The following is a 21,178-nucleotide window of genomic DNA, read 5'->3' on the forward strand; positions in this document are numbered from 1 at the left end:
AGATGCCGAGACAACTGTTCTCGGCATTTTTTTATCTAAAAACGTGTTAGGTAGAATAAAGCTAACTCTTATTTAAAAGGCAATATGATGTCAGAAAATCGTGAAATCTTTCGTTTATTAGAAATTATGGCGCAGCTACGTGATCCTAATACTGGATGTGAATGGGATAAAGTGCAGACTTTTGACACTATCGCACCTTATACATTAGAAGAAACCTATGAAGTGTTAGATGCTATTGCTCGTAAAGATTTTTCTGATTTAAAAGAAGAGTTGGGTGATTTGCTTTATCAAGTTGTTTTTTATTCACGAATGGCACAAGAGCAAAATTTATTTGATTTTAATGATGTCTGCGAAGCCATTAGCAATAAATTAGAACGTCGCCATCCTCATATTTTTGCATCTGAAAGTGACAATAATTTAGCTACAGAAAAGCATCGTTGGGAAAAACTCAAAGCCCAAGAGCGTGAAGCCAAAGATCAATTTTCTCTGTTAGACGATATTCCTGCTGCTTTGCCTGCCTTAATGAAAGCAGAAAAAATTCAAAAGCGTTGTGCTTCAGTGGGTTTCGATTGGAATGAACTAGAGCCTGTTTTAGGTAAAGTTTATGAAGAAATTGATGAAGTGATGGCTGAAGTGAAAAAAGAGCCTCAAGATGCTTCTCGAGTTGAAGATGAACTGGGTGACTTACTGTTTTCTGTGGTGAATTTATCGCGCCATTTAAAACAGAAACCGGAGCAAGCATTAAATCGAGCTTGTCGAAAATTCGAACAACGCTTTCGTTTTGTTGAAAAAATGCTCTCAGAAGAAGGTATAGGCATAGAAAATGCCTCATTGGAAGAGATGGAGATCTGTTGGCAGAAAGCAAAAAGACAACAGGTTGAGTGAATTGTGACACGCAAATTAACGTCAACGTGACATAAAGTGCGATAAAAATAGTCTATAACATCTCGTTTTTTCAGCTATTTTTATAAAAATATTTAAAAAGCGAAATTATAAAAGGTAATTTCGTTTTTTTGTTTTTGGGTAATTTAAAATCTCGCAGTTACATTTTATTGCATTAAAAATGTGATTAACCTCAAAAAAATTAAAAGCATGATCATAAGCAAAAGATCTCGCTATAAACCTGCTACACTTAATATCGTGAAAAAAATAAAGCATCTCTTGTTTAAAAGTGATATCTTAGCTGAAAGGATTAAGCTAAAATGCTTGAGAAATATTTTCACGGGTTTAGTTAATTGAATTTTTACTGTTTTTTCGTGTTTAAACGGATAAGTGGCGTGATGAAAAAGAACTTTATACTACTAAGAATGTTTGTAGCGAAAATAAGGTTCGGGTATACTGTGTTCCCGTCCAGTTATATCCATCATCCTAATACACCTAAACTTTCAGGTTCAGCATGAAAACGAATTATATTTTTGTGACCGGCGGGGTCGTATCCTCTCTGGGTAAAGGCATTGCCGCAGCCTCTCTGGCGGCTATACTCGAAGCCCGTGGACTCAATGTCACCATGATGAAGTTGGATCCGTATATCAACGTCGATCCAGGTACTATGAGCCCAATTCAGCACGGGGAAGTCTTCGTCACTGACGATGGTGCTGAAACTGATCTCGACTTAGGACACTATGAGCGCTTTATTCGCACGAAAATGACTCGTCGTAATAACTTCACGACAGGTCGCGTATACTCTGAAGTATTACGCAAAGAGCGTCGTGGTGACTATCTTGGGGCTACAATTCAAGTTATTCCTCATATCACTAATGAAATCAAAGAACGTATCATCCGTGGCGGTGAAGGTCATGATGTCGTTTTAGTTGAAGTCGGCGGGACAGTTGGTGATATCGAATCTTTACCATTCTTAGAAGCGATTCGCCAAATGGCAGCAGAAGTGGGTCGTGAGCACACATTCTACTTGCATTTAACTTTGGTGCCTTATTTAGCCGCTTCTGGTGAAGTGAAAACCAAACCAACTCAGCATTCTGTAAAAGAGTTACTGTCGATCGGTATCCAGCCTGATGCGTTGATTTGCCGTTCAGACCGCGTTATTCCTGCAAACGAACGTGCCAAAATTGCACTGTTCTGTAATGTGCCAGAAAAAGCGGTTATTTCATTAAAAGACGTCGATTCCATTTATAAAATCCCTGCACTATTGAAATCACAGGGATTAGATGATTATATCTGTAAACGATTCAGCTTAGATTGCCCAGTTGCAAATCTTGCAGAGTGGGAACAAGTTATTTACGAAGAAGCTAATCCTGAAGGCGAAGTGACCATTGGTATGGTGGGTAAATATGTCGAATTACCAGACGCCTATAAATCAGTGATTGAAGCGTTAAAACATGGCGGTTTCAAAAGCCGTGTTGCAGTAAATATCAAATTGATTGATGCACAAGATGTTGAAACCCGTGGCGCTGATATGCTTAAAGGGTTAGATGCAATCTTAGTACCAGGCGGTTTTGGTGAACGTGGCGTTGAAGGCAAAATTATGGCCGCTCAATTTGCCCGTGAAAATAAAATCCCTTACTTGGGCATTTGCTTAGGTATGCAGGTTGCTATGATTGAGTTTGCTCGTAATGTTGCCAATATGGCAGATGCGAACTCCACTGAATTTGCACCAGATTGTAAATATCCAGTCATTGCGTTAATCACAGAATGGCGTGATGAAGACGGTAATGTCGAAGTGCGTTCAGAAGACAGTGATTTAGGTGGCACGATGCGCCTTGGTGCTCAGCCTTGCCATTTAAGTGGTGATAGCTTAGTACGTACTCTGTATGGCAAAAACACCATTACAGAACGCCATCGTCACCGTTATGAAGTGAATAATCTGCTATTAAAACGTATCGAAGATGCGGGTTTACGTATCGCAGGTCGTTCAGTAGATAACAAGCTGGTGGAAATTATTGAAAATCCAAACCACCCTTGGTTTGTTGCTTGTCAGTTCCACCCAGAGTTTACCTCAACGCCGCGTGACGGCCATCCGTTATTTGCAGGCTTTGTGAAAGCAGCCTTTGATAACCAAAAAGGTCTGCTGAAATAGGATATATGAGAAGAGATAGGGTATCTCTTCTCGGAAATTTAACTTGTACAGAGGAAAACCGAATGTCCAAAATCGTTAAAGTACTTGGTCGTGAAATTATTGATTCTCGTGGCAACCCAACAGTTGAAGCAGAAGTTCACTTAGAAGGTGGTTTTGTTGGTATGGCGGCTGCTCCATCAGGCGCATCAACAGGTTCTCGCGAAGCTTTAGAATTACGTGATGGTGATAAATCACGTTTCTTAGGTAAAGGTGTTCTGAAAGCGGTTGCTGCTGTTAATGGTCCAATCGCTAAAGCGATCCTTGGCCAGGATGCAAAAGACCAAGCTAACATCGATAAAATCATGATCGATTTAGACGGTACTGAAAACAAATCAAACTTTGGTGCAAACGCAATCCTAGCGGTTTCTTTAGCAAACGCAAAAGCGGCTGCTGCTGCAAAAGGTATGCCTTTGTACGAGCACATTTCTGATCTGAACGGTACTCACGGTCAATATTCTATGCCTCTGCCAATGATGAACATCATCAATGGTGGTGAGCACGCAGATAACAACGTTGATATCCAAGAATTCATGATCCAACCAGTTGGCGCACCGACTCTGAAAGAAGCTGTGCGTATGGGTTCAGAAATCTTCCATCACTTAGCTAAAGTGCTGAAAGCAAAAGGTATGAACACTGCAGTGGGTGACGAAGGTGGTTATGCACCAAACTTAGAATCTAACGCTGCTGCATTAGCTGCTATCAAAGAAGCAGTTGAGAAAGCAGGTTACGTTTTAGGTAAAGACGTTACTCTGGCTATGGACTGTGCAGCTTCTGAGTTCTACAACAATGAAACTGGTAACTACGAACTGAAAGGCGAAGGTAAAACCTTCACTTCACAAGAGTTCACTCATTACTTAGAAGAACTGACTAAACAATACCCAATCGTTTCTATCGAAGATGGTTTAAACGAATCTGACTGGGATGGTTTCGCATACCAAACTAAAGTTCTTGGTGACAAAATCCAACTGGTTGGTGACGACCTGTTTGTAACTAACACTAAGATCCTGAAAGAAGGTATCGATAAAGGCATCGCTAACTCAATTCTGATCAAATTCAACCAAATCGGTTCACTGACAGAAACTTTAGCAGCAATCAAAATGGCGAAAGATGCTGGCTACACAGCAGTTATCTCTCACCGTTCTGGTGAAACTGAAGATGCAACTATCGCTGACTTAGCAGTGGGTACAGCAGCAGGCCAAATCAAAACGGGTTCAATGAGCCGTTCTGACCGTGTTGCTAAATACAACCAACTGATCCGTATCGAAGAAGCATTAGGTAATAAAGCGCCTTTCAACGGTCTGAAAGAAGTTAAAGGCCAAGCATAATCGCTTATTTGATTAGAAAATCTAATTGATTCTAAATGGGTAAACCTGATGTTTACCCATTTTTTTTGCCTAAATATAAAAAAAATAAAATTACCGCTGCCTTTAAACGATCAAAAAGTGTGATGCATAAGAGATAATAGTGTTCAATTATTACTCTTTTATTAATAAATTGGTTAATTCTCGTGGATGAGATCCCAATTATCGCTTTTGCGCATTTTCAATGGTGCGAAATGTTTTTATATTTCACATATAACCTATTTCGTTAACAATTCAAGCTTAGTGAACCTAATGTTCACATCAGTTAATGTGGAGTATTATCATGGACGCGTCCAATTTAGCCCCATCGGCAAAATCAAGCCCGATAAATAAGAGAGGGTTAATTATTCTAGCAATAGATGTTGTTTTGCTACTGCTATTGTTAGAGTTTTTACCTTATGATCCAAAGGCTAATGCTGGCCTAGCATTAATGGTATTTGTAGGGGTACTATGGCTAACTGAAGCTATTCATGTAACGATCACGGCATTATTCATTCCTATTTTAGCCGTTGTACTTGGGCTAATGAATACCAATGAGTCATTAAAATCATTTGCTAACCCTATCATTTTCTTGTTCTTTGGTGGATTTGCTTTAGCGACAGCGCTTCATATTCAAGGGTTAGATCGCTTAATTGCTAACCGCTTACTAATGATTGCAAAAGGTAAACTTTCAGTCGCGGTATTACTGTTATTTGGCGTTACTGCATTACTCTCCATGTGGATCAGTAACACTGCAACAGCAGCAATGATGCTCCCTTTAGTCTTAGGTATTTTATCTAACTTAGATATTCGTTCAGAGCGTAATACTTTTGTATTCGTATTATTAGGTGTGGCTTATAGTGCCAGTATTGGTGGTTTAGGTACGTTGGTTGGTAGCCCTCCAAATGCGATTGCCGCAGCTCAACTGAACTTAGATTTTATTACATGGATGAAGTACGGTATTCCAATCATGTTGGTGCTATTGCCTATCATGTTTATTGTGATGTACCTGATGCTACGTCCTAACTTAAAACACAAATTTGACTTAAAACTAGAAGTGTTAGAGTGGAATAACAAACGTGTTATCACCATGATTATCTTCTTAGTTACCGTATTTTGCTGGATCTTCAGCTCTTTCATCAGCAGTGCTTTTGGTGGTGTAAAAGATTTAGATACAGTTATTGCTGTGAGCGCGGCCATTGTTATTGGTGTAACTGGTGTCGCAAGTTGGAGTCAAATACAAGAAAACACAGAGTGGGGCGTATTAATGCTGTTTGGTGGTGGTTTAACGCTGAGCGCAATTTTACAGTCTTCTGGTGCAAGCCTTGTTATGGCTGACTTTATGAAAGATACTTTCGGTAATAGCCATTGGTTTGTGATTATTCTTGCCGTGACCACCTTTATCATCGTATTAACTGAATTTACCAGTAACACAGCAAGTGCCGCATTGTTAGTGCCAATCTTTGCAACAGTAGCACAAGCATTAGGCATGCCTGTAATGGCGTTAACAATGATTATCGGTATCGGTGCATCTTGTGCATTTATGTTGCCTGTTGCAACCCCACCAAATGCGATTGTCTTTGGTTCAGGTTACATTAAACAAACTGAAATGGTACGTGTTGGTGGTGTACTAAACTTAGTGTGTATCTTTGTTATCTCTCTGTTTGCTTGGTTCTTCTGGCTGTAAGTGAATACGCTGAATTAATCAGGTAGAGTTAAAAAAACAAGGCGCTTGATAAGTTAATATCAGGCGCTTTTTTATTGGTAATAAAAAAGCCATCGACATTTATCACCTGTAAGGTATTAAACATATCGATGGCTTTTAAAGAAGCATAAAACAGAGACGATATTAATTATTTAGTATAAAGCGTGAGTTGTGTACCCGGTTTTAACATCTTAATGTCGGCGTTCCAACTCATTAATAATTTAAGATTAATGCCGTGACGGCGGGCAATACTGTAATAAGAGTCACCTTGGCGTACTTTATAGTAGCTTGGTGAAGGTTTTGTTGGTTTCGTTGTCGTGGTATTACTGACACTACCTGCATTATGAATTTTTAATGTTTGACCAACCAGTAATGTGCTCTTTGCATTCAATCCATTAATACGCTGTAAGTCTTTTACACTCATATTGTAGCGACGAGCAATAGCGTAAAACGAATCTCCTGAACGAACCTTATAAACGCCTTCTTGCTTAATAGATTGATTCGTTTTGGCAACAGCCAAGCGAATAGTTTCTAATACAGCTTCATCTTCAAAAGCGTTACGGAATTGGTCAAGCTTATTGCGAGGCAACATAATGACATGAGGGCCATTCGGTGCGGTTATTCCACGCTTATAGCCGGGGTTATAATCTTTTACTGTATTAATAGGTAACTGACTTAATTCAGCGACTTTATTTAACGTGATTTGCTCGCCGACATCAAATGAGGCTAACGCTTTATCTCGGTAGTTACTTTTTGGAAAAGTAATGGTTTCTTCGTTTTCACGAATAACTTTGCTCAATGCTAGAATTTTAGGAACATAATTCATAGTTTCTTTGGGTAAAGAAAGCGACCAATAGTCTGTTGGTAAATTCTTACTTTCATTTGCCTTTATTGCTTGCATAACACGGCCTTCACCTGCGTTATAAGCAGCAAGGGCAAGTGCCCAATCACTATCAAACATCACATAAAGGCGCTCAAGTAAATCAAGGGCAGCTTTAGTTGATGCCATAACATCACGACGACCGTCATACCATTGGTTTTGTGCCAAACCATAGTAATTACCGGTTATTGGTACAAATTGCCATAAACCTGCGGCATTTGCAGAAGAGGTAACATGGGGATTAAACGCACTTTCAACGACAGGAACAAGTGCAAGTTCCATCGGTAATTCACGCTTTTCAATTTCATCAATAATCGAATACATATAAGGTTCAGCACGAGAAGCAACACTCTGTATATGTTTGGGATTATTTAAAAAATATAATTCTTGCTGCGAGATCCTTTCATTTTCAGGGAGGTCCATTTTCAATTCACTTACCACATAACCCCATAAATTGGTTTTTACATCATATTGAGGTTGGTGAGAAGTTGAAGTCCCTTTCGTTGATGTTGGTGTGATCGCAGACAAATTAGGTTTAATGTTCTCCGATTGCTGGCAACCCGCCAAGAGCAATATGGAGAACAAAATCGCTTTTGTCTTCATAATAGAAAAATTCATCCTGTGTGTTTTTTGAACCAAATAATACTTAGTGTGCCAAAATAAAACAACCAATAGAAATTAAAAGTTGTCTTTTAATTCTCTTAATTTTGTAAATGTCTTAATTGGCGCGTAAGTATTAGGGGTTATACCTAAAATCCTTTGTAAATCAATATCGTCAGATTTCAAAAAAAGATTAATATTCTTTTCGTTTTTTAGTGTTATTGGCACAGTAGGTTGCAAATTTTTACGCATTTCACTAACTTGGGCTAAATAATCGGTAATAAGTGCATTTTCTGGCATGATATGATGTGCAAAGACCATGTTTGATAGGGTGTATTCATGAGCACAACAAATTAATGTGTTATCAGGTAAAGCACTCAATCTTTGTAATGAACTAAACATTTGTTGTGCGGTACCTTCGAATAAACGACCACAACCACCAGAAAAAAGTGTATCGCCACAAAATAAATATGGTTCACAATAATAAGCAACATGACCTAATGTATGACCTGGTGTGCCAATTACATTAAAAGTGAAAGAGCCAACAATAATACGCTCTTGATTATGAATAATATTTTCGGCACCTTTATTTTGTGTTTCTTGTGGGCCAAAAACGTCAATGTTAGGATATTTTTTTACAAGTTCAGCAACTCCACCAACATGATCATCATGATGGTGGGTTAATAAAATCGCGATAGGTATTAGTGAGCGTTGAGAGAGCATTTCAATAACAGGTTTTGCTTGTGACGGATCCACAATCACACATTCACTATTTTCATTACTTAATAGCCAAATGTAGTTATCGGATAAAGCAGGAATTCTGATAAGCTCCATATAAGTTACCTTACTTATAAAATATAAAGGGGTAAACAATGAAAGCAGCGCGTTCAGTAAAACCAATTACAATGCCGGATTCTTGGCGTGATATTCCTTGGGGGGAATATTATCGCATGGCGATTGAATTGCGTTTACAAAACTGGTGGCCGAAAATGTATGGCTTTCATTTGCTAAAACTCGGTCAACTCAGTGCCGAGTTGGATACCAAATTAAGTATCGTTTCACATCAAGTCAATGTGACATCAAATGCAATAAATGCGGATGTTATCGCGTCTTTAGATTATCTACCCTTTGAAAATAAATCGGTTGATGTTTGCCTTATGGCTCATGTACTTGATTATAGTGCAGATCCTCATTGGCTATTAAGAGAAGCTGATCGTGTTTTAATTGATGATGGCTGGATAGTATTAACGAGCTTTAACCCTATTAGTTTATTAGGACTGGGTAAATGCACGCCTGTTTTACGACAAAAACAGCCTTATTCAAGTCGTATGTTTTCACTTCGACGCCAAATTGATTGGCTTAGTGTGCTAAATTACGAAGTGATGACACAACAGAATTTCCAGATTATGCCATGTTCAAGACCAATAAAACGTGATGGTAGCCGCTATCACGCCGGTGGCTGTTTAAATTTAATTATTGCTCGTAAAAGAACGCTTCCTTTAACACCCACTGCATTGAAATTTGCATTGCCACGCATGAGTGTAAAAGGTCGAGTATTAGGTGCTACACGCAATCACTCAGAGCTATAAAATATGATTCATTGTGTTTTATCTTTCTGGCTTTCAATATAGCCAGTATCTTCTTGTGTAGGTGATTGAGCCGCCGTTTTTGCTAATTCATCACAACGTTCATTTTCATCATGACCTGCATGGCCTTTTACCCAATGCCATTCAATTTCATGACGAGTAATAGCACTATCTAAGCGTTTCCATAAATCGACATTAAGCACAGGGCTTTTGTCTGCTTTGCGCCATTGGCGCTTTTTCCAGCTATGGATCCACTGCGTGATACCTTGTCTGACATATTGGCTATCTGTTGTCAGTGTAATTTTACAAGGGAATTTTAATGTTTCTAATGCTACGATAGCGGCAAGAAGTTCCATTCGGTTATTGGTGGTCATAAAAAAACCTTCACTTAGGGTTTTTTCATGTTGTTGATAGCGTAAAATAGCGCCATAACCACCAGGGCCTGGGTTGCCTAAGCATGAACCATCGGTGAATATTTCTACCTGCTTGTGCATAAAGGCGACTTATCCTTTTTGATTAATACGAAAAACTAACCCTAAGTCTGACATAAAAACGGATTATGAGCACTCCAATCACACGACAAATTGTACTTGATACCGAAACCACCGGTATGAATAAGCTGGGCGTTCATTATGAAGGTCATAATATCATTGAAATTGGTGCCGTAGAGGTTATCAATCGTCGACTAACAGGGCGAAATTTCCATGTTTATATTAAGCCTGAAAGATTAGTTGATCCTGAAGCGTTTGAAGTTCACGGTATTAGTGATGAATTTTTAGAGGATTGTCCTTCTTTTGCTGATATTGCCGATGAGTTTTTAGAATATATTCGTGGCGCAGAGCTGATCATTCATAATGCATCGTTCGATATCGGCTTTATGGATTATGAGTTTAGAAAGCTTAATCGTGATATTCCGCCTACTGAAACGTTCTGCCAAATTACCGATAGCCTTGCAATGGCAAGGGCATTATTTCCTGGTAAACGAAATAATCTTGATGCTTTATGTGATAGATACTTAATAGATAACTCTAAACGTACTCTTCACGGCGCGTTATTGGATGCTGAAATACTTTCTGATGTTTACTTGGCTATGACCGGTGGACAAACAGCATTGGCATTTTCAATGGAAGGCGAATCAAGTAACGAGCAAGAGCAAAATGATATTCAGCGTATCGAGCGCCCAGTTTCAGGATTAAGAATAATAAGAGCAACCGCAGATGAACTTGCTGAGCATGAGTCTCGATTAGATTTAGTTGAGAAGAAAGGCGGGCATTGTTTATGGCGTCCTGCACCAAATGATGAGACTGTTTGAATATAAAAAAAGCACAAAGAGTAAGTTGAGATTAAAAATTATCCAAATGCATCTTTTTGTTAGAAAAACAGTTGACGACAAGGCAAGAGATTCGTAATATTCACCTCATCCGAAAGGATACGCGGAGCGGTAGTTCAGTTGGTTAGAATACCTGCCTGTCACGCAGGGGGTCGCGGGTTCGAGTCCCGTCCGTTCCGCCAACATTCCAAACCCCAGCATTTATGCTGGGGTTTTTGCGTTTATAGCCTATCAAACTGTTCCTTTTATCAAACTAAAGCACTTTGCTTATCTGTCTTAATCATGCTATTTCTTATCTTTATTTATAAGGATGGTTTGCTATTGATAAAAGACATCAAATCATACTCTTAGGTATATTTAGGATTCATTTATGAAGCAGGAATTTCGTTTACGTTTAAATACGCTATCCAAAGAACTCGATAACTTTTATTATCAAGAATTCGAAACGGAACAAGCCGAATACAGTAAAAATAAAGAGATAAAACAAGCGATTGTTCAATTTATTCTTGAAATAAAAAAATATGATGAGCAAGCATTAATTGATAAAGCGCTAACCCTTATATTTCATAATACAGGTTGTCATATTGATCGCGAAATTCTAGATGAAATTATGCTTCCTGTTATTGAACAAAATATTATCACACCAGAATTGATTGATAAAAATCTGAGAGAGAATTCACCTATGGGACGTTGGTACTGATCCTAAGGAGAAATAATGACATTTTATAAGTTTGGTTTTATTGCTAATACATAAGGCGCACTTATTGATGTAAAAGGGATGAAAAATCGGTTGATTAGTTATTTCCCAAAAATTTGTTGATCTTTGTTCGTTACATAGTCTGAATATCGAATTTATAACGGCTCATCAATATTTTTATTTTAAGGAAAGTAATGGAATTTGTTTAATAGAAAATACGTTTTCTTACCAACTTACTGGAATGTTGTTCGATAACAAATTGATTGTTGCTAATTTAGTCTTTGAAGATGATCTTTTTTATCATTACACATATTTTGAAAATCAGTATATTACTGTGACTGTTGATAGAATTGATGTTGAGTTTATTGAGCCGATTAATCATGATTTTTTTTGACGAAGTACGACACAAAATAGAGAGCTCCGCTTTTTTTTCTAATATGGGAAAAGCGGATTTACAGGCTGATAATGTGATTTTATTTTCAGGTCTGGAGAGTTTATTGCTCTCTGAGTTAGATTTTATATGGTTACCTACCTCACCAACTCAAGATGATCCTTTTTATACAAAGCAAACTCTACCTAAGGCATTAATAGAACAACGTATAAAGATAACGCGTTGTGTGATGGATAGCGTGAAAAATATCCCGTGTACTCCATTTCAATATGATGCCCATGATTTCAATATTGCAGCTAAAAATGCGATTAGTTACGCATTTCGGCAATACTTATCAGAAAAATACTTTTCCCTTGGAGACAACTGGGAAAATATTGTTAATATCTACTATCAAGGATATTGGCCAATAGGGATCTACCATAATAAAGTAATAACTATTTAAATTTGCTGGTTTTTTTAAGGTTTTATAATAACGTAAGGACGTAGAGAAATGGATATCACTAAAATTTATCAATATAAATTAAGAAAATTATTTAATCCAAGAGCGCTTTCTTTTGAACATGGTATTTTATTTTTACAGCCTTGGGAGGGGGAATTGGATGAATTTATTTCAGTAAAACTAAAAAATAAATCAGCTCTTTATCTTTCGTGGTGGAATGAGCTTTTTAATTCAAAAAAAATAGATGAGATTATTAGTGATGAACCTTATGATCAAAATTATTATCAATTTTTTTCTTTTCTGAGAATATTACCTAATTTATTATCTATAAATAGAAATGAAAATTTTTATAATAAAAATTTATTTTCAAGCTATATTGTTTCGCAATTAAAATCCGATCTTTCTTTTTTAGGTAAAGAAAAAGAGAATACCTATAAAACCGAACTTATTAATTATTTATTCTATGATATGGGATTTGCTGATTTTTATTATCATTATTTTATTATTAAAGATAATAAACTCTACTTTCGTTATTCTAGTGATGAAGTAATAAAAGCTGACGAGCTAATTAATGTAACTTATGATCTTGTATTAAAATACAGTAATGAAAAACATCATGATGATTTTAATATAATTAAAAAACAACAAATAGAGATCGTTAATTTTCTTCTAGAGAAAGATGAAAACTTTGTTTTTACACTAGAAGATCAATGTTTAATTTATCTATCACCTGAGAAATTTATCAAAGCGTATAAAAATGATACGGATAAAATATTTAAAATATTAGCCAGTTTCTTAAGTAAAGATCAATCAGCACTCAATGTCTTTGTGTCTAAAATGATCATCATGAATTATAATTATTATATTTTGAAAAACAATCCAAATGAAATTTTGAAATTAAAAGCTTTTTGTAGAAGAGATAATTTAAAATTTTTTCTATTATTGAAATCAATTATTGATTTGCATTTTTTTGTCAGAAAAGAAGATTTTAAGGAATTACACTTAGAATATTACTTATCTAAAATTAATTAAAAATAAGTAGAATATATAAATAAGTTATTTTTATAAAAGGGGTAACAACTGTGTTACGCGATGTTTTCCTTTTATTTATATATGATGTAAATAGGATTTTTATTACTGAATCAGTGAATTATCTGCTTTTTATCTTTTTAAAATTTGTATAATTCTACTTCCTGATAACAAGTCCAGTCAGTTATTAGGCTATAATTAACACAAATACGGTATTTATTTGATTTGATGGATAATTCAGCAATGAAATTTTATCTTGATTAGTCATATCAAGCTAGGGTTTAATAGCACGCTTCTCAATTGCGCAAATTATTGTCTCTTTTTCCTTTTGTTGCGCAACAATGCGGTGGTGTAATGTTATTTTCCGCTTTGATTGTAAAAAATGCTGTGCAAATCAAAGAATTATTGCTTTATGCTAATTACGATAGCCACCTTTGTGGATTTTTTATATTGCGGTTTTTGGCCCGCATTGAGAGAATCAGCTATCTAGATGCTTTTTATCCGACTTGGAGTAGAAAATGACCACTCGTAAAACCCTTGCTAATGCGATCCGTTTTTTAAGTATGGATGCTGTGCAAAAAGCGAAATCAGGACACCCTGGCGCCCCTATGGGTATGGCTGATATTGCAGAAGTATTATGGCGTGATTTTTTAAATCATAACCCAACTAACCCTAACTGGGCTGATCGTGACCGCTTCGTTTTATCTAATGGTCATGCTTCAATGCTGATTTACAGCTTACTGCACCTGTCTGGTTATGAAGTTTCTTTAGATGATCTGAAAAACTTCCGTCAATTGCATTCTAAAACACCAGGTCACCCAGAATATGGTTATACCCCAGGTGTTGAAACAACAACGGGTCCTTTAGGTCAAGGTATTGCAAACGCAGTGGGTTTTGCTATTGCAGAACGTACATTAGCGGCTCAATTTAACCGTCCTGGTCATGACATTGTTGACCATTACACCTACGCCTTTATGGGTGATGGTTGTATGATGGAAGGTATCTCCCACGAAGCGTGTTCTTTAGCGGGAACATTACAATTAGGTAAACTGATTGCATTCTATGATGACAATGGCATCTCTATTGATGGTCAAGTGCATGGTTGGTTTACTGATAACACAGCAGAACGTTTCGACGCTTATGGCTGGCATGTAATCAGTGGTATTGATGGCCACGATGCAGCAAGCATTAAAGCAGCTGTTGAAGCAGCAAAACAAATCACTGACAAACCTTCACTGCTGATTTGTAAAACCACTATCGGTTTTGGTTCTCCTCATAAAGCTGGTACTGCTGATTCTCACGGTTCCCCATTAGGTGATGCAGAAATCGCTGAAACACGTAAAGCGTTAGGCTGGGAATACGGCGCATTCGAAATTCCACAAGAAATTTATAAAGAGTGGGATGCGAAAGAAGCGGGTAAAGCAAAAGAAGCTGCATGGGATGCTAAATTTGCTGCATACGCAGCACAATTCCCTGAATTAGCGGCTGAATTCAAACGCCGTGTTTCTGGTGAATTACCAGCAAACTGGGAAAAAGATTCCAAAGCATTTATTGAAAATCTGCAACAAAACCCTTCAAGCATTGCAAGCCGTAAAGCGTCTCAAAATGCATTAGAAGCATTCGGTAAAGTATTACCAGAATTCATGGGCGGTTCTGCGGACTTAGCACCAAGTAACCTGACTATGTGGTCTGGTTCTAAAGCGCTGAACGAAGACAAAGCGGGTAACTACATCCATTACGGTGTACGTGAATTCGGTATGTCTGCAATCATGAACGGTATTGCACTACATGGCGGTTTTGTTCCTTACGGTGCTACCTTCCTGATGTTTATGGAATATGCACGTAATGCTGTACGTATGGCCGCACTGATGAAGATCCGCAGTATCTTTGTTTATACTCATGACTCTATCGGTCTGGGTGAAGATGGTCCAACTCACCAACCTGTTGAGCAAATGGCAAGCCTGCGTGTAACTCCAAACGTGAGCACATGGCGTCCATGTGACCAAGTTGAATCAGCTGTTGCATGGAAATATGCAATTGATCGTAAAGATGGTCCAACAGCTCTGATCTTCTCTCGTCAAAACCTTGCGCAACAACCACGTACTCCAGAGCAACTGGCAAATATCGAGAAGGGTGGTTACATCCTGAAAGATTGCGTTGGTACTCCAGAATTAATCTTTATTGCAACAGGTTCTGAAGTTGAATTAGCGGTTAGCGCTTATGAACAACTGACAGCTGAAGGCCGTAAAGTACGTGTTGTTTCTATGCCAGCAACAGATGCATTTGATAAACAAGATGCAGATTACCGTGAAGCAGTATTACCAGCATCAGTGAAAGCGCGTGTTGCTATCGAAGCAGGTATTGCTGACTACTGGTTCAAGTATGTTGGTTTAGATGGCGCGATTGTAGGTATGCGTAGCTTCGGTGAATCTGCACCTGCAAACGAGTTATTTGAAGAGTTTGGTTTTACTGTTGAAAATGTGGTTACACAGGCAAAATCTTTACTTAAATAATCAATAAATGTTAACAAGAGCACATTTTTGGGAAGAATTTCTCAGATGTGCTCTTTTTTTATCCTTCCATCTTTGTTTACTATTGCGATCTTCTCTCATTTCTCGTAATCTGATTATCAGTAAGCTGAACCGTTTCAGTTAATCCTAAAATGTCGGTGACTGCACAATTTCTAGATTTACTTGATTTATCGTTGTTGATTAGTATCTTGCTCTATTATTCTAAGCGGTTGCAAATCACGAGTTATCAAGGAAGTCACATGACAATCAGAGTCGCTATTAACGGTTTTGGTCGTATAGGGCGTAATGTGTTAAGAGCGCTTTATGAATCAGGTAAACGAGCTGAAATAACAGTTATTGCAATAAATGAATTGGCTGATGCACAAGGTATTGGGCATCTTCTCAAGTATGACTCCAGCCACGGACGTTTTGCTTGGGATGTACGAATTAATAACGATTTATTGCAAGTGGGTGATGATACTATTCGTTTATTTCATCACGCTGATATTACTGATTTACCTTGGGGTGAACTTGGTATTGATGTTGTACTTGATTGTAGTGGTGCTTACGGCTCACGAGCTGATGGCGAAGCGCATATTGCACAAGGCGCAAAGAAAGTACTTTTTTCTCATCCCGGTACAACGGATTTAGATGCAACTGTCGTTTTTGGTGTGAATCAACACGAACTTAAAAAAGAGCACCGAATTGTTTCAAACGCATCTTGTACAACAAATTGCATTATTCCCATCATTAAAATGATGGATGACGCGTTTAATATAGAGTCAGGAACAGTAACCACAATCCATGCAGCCATGAACGATCAACCTGTGATTGATGCATACCATAAGGATTTACGCCGTACTCGTGCAGCAGGACAATCTATTATTCCTGTTGATACGAAATTGGCGGCAGGAATTACTCGAATTTTCCCGAAATTTAAGGATCATTTTGAGGCAATTTCTGTACGAGTTCCTACAATTAATGTGACGGCAATTGATTTAAGTGTCACTGTAAAAACTGCTGTAAATGTGTTAGATGTCAATCGGTTAATTCAAAAATCAGCAACTGGCGCATTTCGTGGTATAGTGGATTACACAGAATTGCCATTAGTCTCAACTGATTTTAACCACGACCCTCATAGTGCAATCGTTGATGGCACACAAACAAGAGTCAGTGGGCAACACCTGATCAAGACTTTAGTCTGGTGTGATAATGAATGGGGCTTTGCTAACAGAATGCTTGATACAACGTTAGCAATGGCTGCAACTGGTTTTAAATAATCATGTTTTAATGACGGTGTCGCGTAATAATACAAGGCACTGAACAGAAGATTACTAAATTTTAGAGAATCAATGAGAGGATTCATCATGTCTGTAATTAAGATGACCGATTTAGACCTAGCGGGTAAACGAGTTCTTATCCGTGCTGACCTGAACGTTCCAGTTAAAGATGGTAAAGTGACTTCAGATGCGCGTATCCGTGCTTCTTTACCAACAATTGAAGCCGCGTTAAAACAAGGCGCTAAAGTGATGGTAACTTCTCACTTAGGTCGTCCTACTGAAGGTGAGTACAACGAAGAGTTCTCTTTAAAACCAGTTGTTGACTATCTGAAAGATAAATTAACTGCACCAGTTAGCCTTGCTAAAGACTATTTAAATGGTGTTGAAGTCAATGCAGGTGAATTAGTTGTTCTTGAAAACGTTCGTTTTAACAAAGGCGAAAAGAAAGACGACGAAACTCTGTCTAAGCAATACGCTGCATTATGTGATGTTTTCGTCATGGATGCATTTGGTACCGCTCACCGTGCTCAAGCATCAACTCATGGTGTTGCTAAATTTGCACAAGTTGCTTGCGCGGGTCCTCTGTTATCAGCAGAGCTTGAAGCATTAGGTAAAGCATTAGATAAACCTGCTCGCCCAATGGTTGCGATTGTTGGTGGTTCTAAAGTTTCAACTAAACTGACTGTATTAGATTCTTTATCAAAAATTGCTGACCAATTAATCGTTGGTGGTGGTATCGCAAATACCTTTATCGCAGCAGAAGGCCATCCAGTAGGTCGTTCTTTATATGAAGCAGACCTTGTTGATGATGCTAAAAAACTGATGGAAAAATGTGATATTCCAGTACCAAGTGATGTTCGTGTTGCAACTGAGTTCTCTGAAACTGCTGAAGCTGTTTTAAAATCAGCAAGTGACATCAAAGATGATGAACAAGTGCTGGATATCGGTGATGTGACGGCAGAACGTTTAGCTGAGATCCTGAAAAACGCGAAAACTATCCTGTGGAATGGTCCAGTCGGTGTGTTTGAATTCCCTAACTTCCGCAAAGGTACAGAAATCATTGCTAATGCAATCGCAGATAGTGAAGCATTCTCTATCGCAGGTGGTGGTGATACGCTGGCTGCTATTGATTTATTTGATATCGCAGACAAAATCTCTTACATTTCAACCGGTGGTGGTGCTTTCTTAGAATTCGTTGAAGGTAAAAAACTTCCTGCTGTTGCAATGTTAGAAGAACGCGCTAAACAGTAATTAAGTCAGCTCATACAGGTAGAAAGTTATTTTCTACCTGTTCCAAATATAGGATCTTATTACATGTCTAAAGTTTTTGATTTCGTGAAACCGGGTGTCATCACTGGTGATGATGTACAAAAAGTATTTGCGGTAGCAAAAGAAAATAAATTTGCTCTGCCTGCGGTTAACTGTGTAGGTACTGACTCAATCAATGCTGTGTTAGAAGCTGCTGCGAAAGTTCGTTCTCCTGTTATTGTACAGTTCTCTAACGGTGGTGCTGCATTTATCGCAGGTAAAGGTCTTAAATCTGATGTACCACAGCAAGCTGCTATTTTAGGCGCAATTTCAGGTGCTCACCATGTGCACCAAATGGCTGAATATTACGGCGTTCCTGTTATCCTGCATACTGACCACTGTGCGAAAAAATTATTACCATGGATTGATGGTCTGTTAGATGCTGGTGAGAAACACTACGCTAAAACAGGCAAACCACTGTTCTCTTCTCACATGATTGACTTATCTGAAGAGTCATTAGAAGAAAACATCGAAATCTGTGCTAAATATTTAGCGCGTATGGCTAAAATCGATATGACTTTAGAAATCGAATTAGGCTGTACGGGTGGTGAAGAAGACGGTGTTGATAACACGGGTATGGACAGCTCTGCGCTTTATACTCAACCAGAAGATGTTGCTTACGCATACGAAAAACTGAGTGCGGTAAGCCCTCGTTTCACTATCGCGGCATCTTTCGGTAACGTTCACGGTGTTTATAAACCAGGTAACGTTCAGTTAACGCCAAAAATTCTACGTAACTCACAAGACTACGTATCAGAAAAATTCAACTTACCACACAATAGCTTAGATTTCGTATTCCACGGCGGCTCCGGTTCTTCAGCAGAAGAAATCAAAGAAGCTGTTGGCTATGGTGTTATCAAAATGAATATCGATACAGATACTCAGTGGGCAACTTGGGATGGTATCTTACAGTTCTACAAAAAGAACGAAGGTTATCTGCAAGGTCAGTTAGGTAACCCAGAAGGTGCTGATAAACCTAACAAGAAATACTACGACCCACGTAACTGGTTACGTCAAGCACAAGCATCAATGGTTGTTCGTTTAGAACAAGCCTTTAAAGAACTGAATGCAATTGATGTTCTGTAATTGAATCATTCTTAATGATTAAACTAAACCCGCTTATTTAGCGGGTTTTTTTATGGCTAGCAAAAAGAGAATAATCTTCTTAGCCCAAAATAAAAGCGCCTATAAATAGGCGCTTAATATTCAATTAGATATTGATTGAAAGATTAGCCAGCGACTTTAACGTCTTTGCTTTCTTCTTTCATCATGCGGTTCAGTAAAGGTACTGTTGCCCACATCACTAAACCAACAATTAAGGTCACAATACCAATTTTACCAAATACATCAGTGTAAATAGGTAATGTTTGTAGTGGATCAGTAATACCTTCTGGTGCTGCTGTGAAAGTCGCTACATAACCCCCTAACAGATAAGCCGTGGCTTGTGTTAAGAACCACATACCTAAAATAAAGCCCATCATGTATTGTGGTACGAATGCTGCAACCATTGCTAAACCTAACGCACTGATCATCAGTTCACCTAAGCTCTGGAATAAGTAAACCAGAACGATAAACCAAGGTGATGTTAAGCCTTGAGCATCGGCAAACCACATACCTGATGCTGCCGCTGTAAGGAATCCTAATGAGCACAGAAGCATACCAGCAGTAAACTTCGCTGGCATTGAGAAATCTTTACCTTTCGCGCCAAAATGGCTGTAAGCGATAGCAAGGATTGGGCTAGCAATAATGATCCAGAATGGGTTTAGTGCTTGGAAGCTTACAGGGTTAATATCAAAGCCTAAAAGCGTGTGATGAACATTATGAATAGCAAAGAAGTTCAGTGAAGTTGGCATCTGAGCATACAGAATGTAGAAAACAACAGCTTCTAACATCAGAACAAATGCAACATACATTTTATTACGAGCAACTCTGTCTTTTTGTTTAAACGCTTCACGGAAATAAATGAAGACAACAATAATAGACAAGCTAACTAAGACAATATTTGCAATCATAACGTTGTGCAATAACCATGCACAAACAAATACCATAGCAATTGAGCCAGCAATAACTAATAACAGTTTGCTAAAGTTCATCGGTAAATGGTCTGGTTCAGAACCAATATTGGCAACCATTTTACGACAGAAGAAATAAACTAATAACGCCATGAGCAAGCCAATACCACAGATATTATAAGTCAGTGCATATCCGTAACGTTCAGCAAGTACCGGGGCGATAGATAAAGAAATTAATGAGCCGATATTGATCGACATATAAAATAGCGTAAATGCGCCATCAAGACGTGGATCTTTAGGTGGATAGCATTTCGCTAATAAACTTGCAGGATTGGCTTTAAATAAACCATTACCTACTGCGATAGTTCCCAATGCGTAGAAAATTAAATTAGGATACATAATTGACATACCAGTCATGAAATAACCGATAGCCAAAACAATAGCACCTAAAACAATGGTTCGTTTTGTTCCTAATAAGTGGTCACCAACATAACCACCAATAGAAATAAGCCCATAAACCAGTGCAGAGAATGCACCAAAAGTAATGAAAGCCTGTTCTTGAGAGAAACCGAGTTTACTAACAAAATAAACGGCAAGAATACCTTGTACGCCGTAGTAACCAAAACGTTCCCATAATTCTACAAAGAAAATCATAAAGAATGGTTTAGGCTGTTGTAATAAACCGACTTGAGCGGGTTTATCCATATCTGTAATGCCCCTAATTATTATTTATTTTCAACAACGATGTTATTTACTCACATTCACGAGGAATGTTACACGACGGTAACATTATCTGTCGCATTTAGAGTGATGTTTGCAAATTTAAGAAGGTAATCAGCAAGTCGAGTAGACTAATATATTGATGGAATGACTTCTCAAAGGTTGATCACACTGTGGGTAAGATTAATACCAGATTGAAAAAAATATTCATTAGTTTATTTTAAAATAAAGTCATTTAATTGATCTTTGGTATAAAATATAATCAGGAAGATTATTAT

General features: G+C 37.9%; 17 protein-coding genes and 1 tRNA gene. 14 read left to right on the plus strand and 4 right to left on the minus strand.

Translation table 11 applies throughout. The features are described 5' to 3' along the window. Positions 1 to 87 precede the first annotated feature (87 nt). From mazG to ABN212_RS01920, 4 genes are all read left to right on the plus strand, one after another. A complete protein-coding gene (gene mazG / locus ABN212_RS01905; RefSeq protein ID WP_196573510.1) occupies positions 88 to 885 on the plus strand; it encodes a nucleoside triphosphate pyrophosphohydrolase in 798 nt (265 codons plus the stop codon). 511 nt (positions 886 to 1,396) lie between these two features. After that, on the plus strand, positions 1,397 to 3,034 hold the full coding sequence (gene pyrG, locus ABN212_RS01910; protein WP_109371536.1) for a glutamine hydrolyzing CTP synthase: 1,638 nt from the start codon (positions 1,397 to 1,399) through the stop codon (positions 3,032 to 3,034). A 62-nt stretch (positions 3,035 to 3,096) separates the two neighbouring features. After that, positions 3,097 to 4,398: a phosphopyruvate hydratase gene (eno, locus tag ABN212_RS01915; RefSeq protein WP_036911952.1), complete on the plus strand. Its 1,302-nt coding sequence runs from the start codon at positions 3,097 to 3,099 to the stop codon at positions 4,396 to 4,398. A 319-nt stretch (positions 4,399 to 4,717) separates the two neighbouring features. After that, positions 4,718 to 6,100: an SLC13 family permease gene (locus tag ABN212_RS01920; RefSeq protein ID WP_109371534.1), complete on the plus strand. Its 1,383-nt coding sequence runs from the start codon at positions 4,718 to 4,720 to the stop codon at positions 6,098 to 6,100. A 166-nt stretch (positions 6,101 to 6,266) separates the two neighbouring features. On the opposite strand, the gene mltD is transcribed toward ABN212_RS01920, so the two are convergent. Both mltD and gloB read right to left on the minus strand, forming a co-directional pair. Then, positions 6,267 to 7,601, minus strand: a complete 1,335-nt coding sequence (gene mltD / locus ABN212_RS01925; protein ID WP_109371532.1) for a murein transglycosylase D — start codon at positions 7,599 to 7,601, stop codon at positions 6,267 to 6,269. Positions 7,602 to 7,676: 75 nt separating this feature from the next. Further along, positions 7,677 to 8,432, minus strand: a complete 756-nt coding sequence (gene gloB, locus ABN212_RS01930; RefSeq protein WP_198619416.1) for a hydroxyacylglutathione hydrolase — start codon at positions 8,430 to 8,432, stop codon at positions 7,677 to 7,679. A 38-nt stretch (positions 8,433 to 8,470) separates the two neighbouring features. On the opposite strand from gloB, the gene ABN212_RS01935 reads away from it, so the two are divergent. After that, positions 8,471 to 9,187: a methyltransferase domain-containing protein gene (locus ABN212_RS01935; protein WP_198626060.1), complete on the plus strand. Its 717-nt coding sequence runs from the start codon at positions 8,471 to 8,473 to the stop codon at positions 9,185 to 9,187. Between the two features lie 8 nt (positions 9,188 to 9,195). On the opposite strand, the gene rnhA is transcribed toward ABN212_RS01935, so the two are convergent. Next, on the minus strand, positions 9,196 to 9,678 hold the full coding sequence (gene rnhA, locus ABN212_RS01940) for a ribonuclease HI (protein ID WP_023581088.1): 483 nt from the start codon (positions 9,676 to 9,678) through the stop codon (positions 9,196 to 9,198). 65 nt (positions 9,679 to 9,743) lie between these two features. On the opposite strand from rnhA, the gene dnaQ reads away from it, so the two are divergent. From dnaQ to fbaA, 9 genes are all read left to right on the plus strand, one after another. Next, entirely contained in the window at positions 9,744 to 10,496 is a 753-nt protein-coding gene (gene dnaQ, locus ABN212_RS01945; RefSeq protein WP_198630210.1) for a DNA polymerase III subunit epsilon, read from the plus strand. A gap of 123 nt (positions 10,497 to 10,619) precedes the next feature. Beyond that, a tRNA-Asp gene (locus tag ABN212_RS01950) sits at positions 10,620 to 10,696 on the plus strand. Positions 10,697 to 10,884: 188 nt separating this feature from the next. Then, a complete protein-coding gene (locus ABN212_RS01955; RefSeq protein ID WP_311748428.1) occupies positions 10,885 to 11,214 on the plus strand; it encodes a hypothetical protein in 330 nt (109 codons plus the stop codon). Positions 11,215 to 11,591: 377 nt separating this feature from the next. Beyond that, the gene (locus ABN212_RS01960; RefSeq protein WP_198619419.1) at positions 11,592 to 12,044 is read left to right on the plus strand and encodes a hypothetical protein; all 453 of its coding nucleotides are present in this window, start codon (positions 11,592 to 11,594) and stop codon (positions 12,042 to 12,044) included. A 48-nt stretch (positions 12,045 to 12,092) separates the two neighbouring features. Continuing rightward, positions 12,093 to 13,073 (plus strand): hypothetical protein, encoded by a 981-nt coding sequence (locus ABN212_RS01965; RefSeq protein ID WP_349442784.1) that lies wholly within the window; start codon positions 12,093 to 12,095, stop codon positions 13,071 to 13,073. A gap of 515 nt (positions 13,074 to 13,588) precedes the next feature. Further along, the gene (gene tkt, locus ABN212_RS01970; protein WP_198619421.1) at positions 13,589 to 15,583 is read left to right on the plus strand and encodes a transketolase; all 1,995 of its coding nucleotides are present in this window, start codon (positions 13,589 to 13,591) and stop codon (positions 15,581 to 15,583) included. A 257-nt stretch (positions 15,584 to 15,840) separates the two neighbouring features. Next, on the plus strand, positions 15,841 to 16,860 hold the full coding sequence (epd, locus tag ABN212_RS01975) for an erythrose-4-phosphate dehydrogenase (RefSeq protein WP_098940985.1): 1,020 nt from the start codon (positions 15,841 to 15,843) through the stop codon (positions 16,858 to 16,860). An 87-nt stretch (positions 16,861 to 16,947) separates the two neighbouring features. Continuing rightward, entirely contained in the window at positions 16,948 to 18,111 is a 1,164-nt protein-coding gene (pgk, locus tag ABN212_RS01980) for a phosphoglycerate kinase (RefSeq protein ID WP_099074324.1), read from the plus strand. 63 nt (positions 18,112 to 18,174) lie between these two features. Then, positions 18,175 to 19,254: a class II fructose-bisphosphate aldolase gene (fbaA, locus tag ABN212_RS01985; RefSeq protein ID WP_198619423.1), complete on the plus strand. Its 1,080-nt coding sequence runs from the start codon at positions 18,175 to 18,177 to the stop codon at positions 19,252 to 19,254. A gap of 143 nt (positions 19,255 to 19,397) precedes the next feature. On the opposite strand, the gene dtpB is transcribed toward fbaA, so the two are convergent. Beyond that, positions 19,398 to 20,885 (minus strand): dipeptide/tripeptide permease DtpB, encoded by a 1,488-nt coding sequence (gene dtpB / locus ABN212_RS01990; protein WP_198619424.1) that lies wholly within the window; start codon positions 20,883 to 20,885, stop codon positions 19,398 to 19,400. Between the last annotated feature and the right edge of the window lie 293 nt (positions 20,886 to 21,178).

This window comes from Proteus genomosp. 6, assembly GCF_040139785.1.
GTDB lineage: Bacteria > Pseudomonadota > Gammaproteobacteria > Enterobacterales > Enterobacteriaceae > Proteus.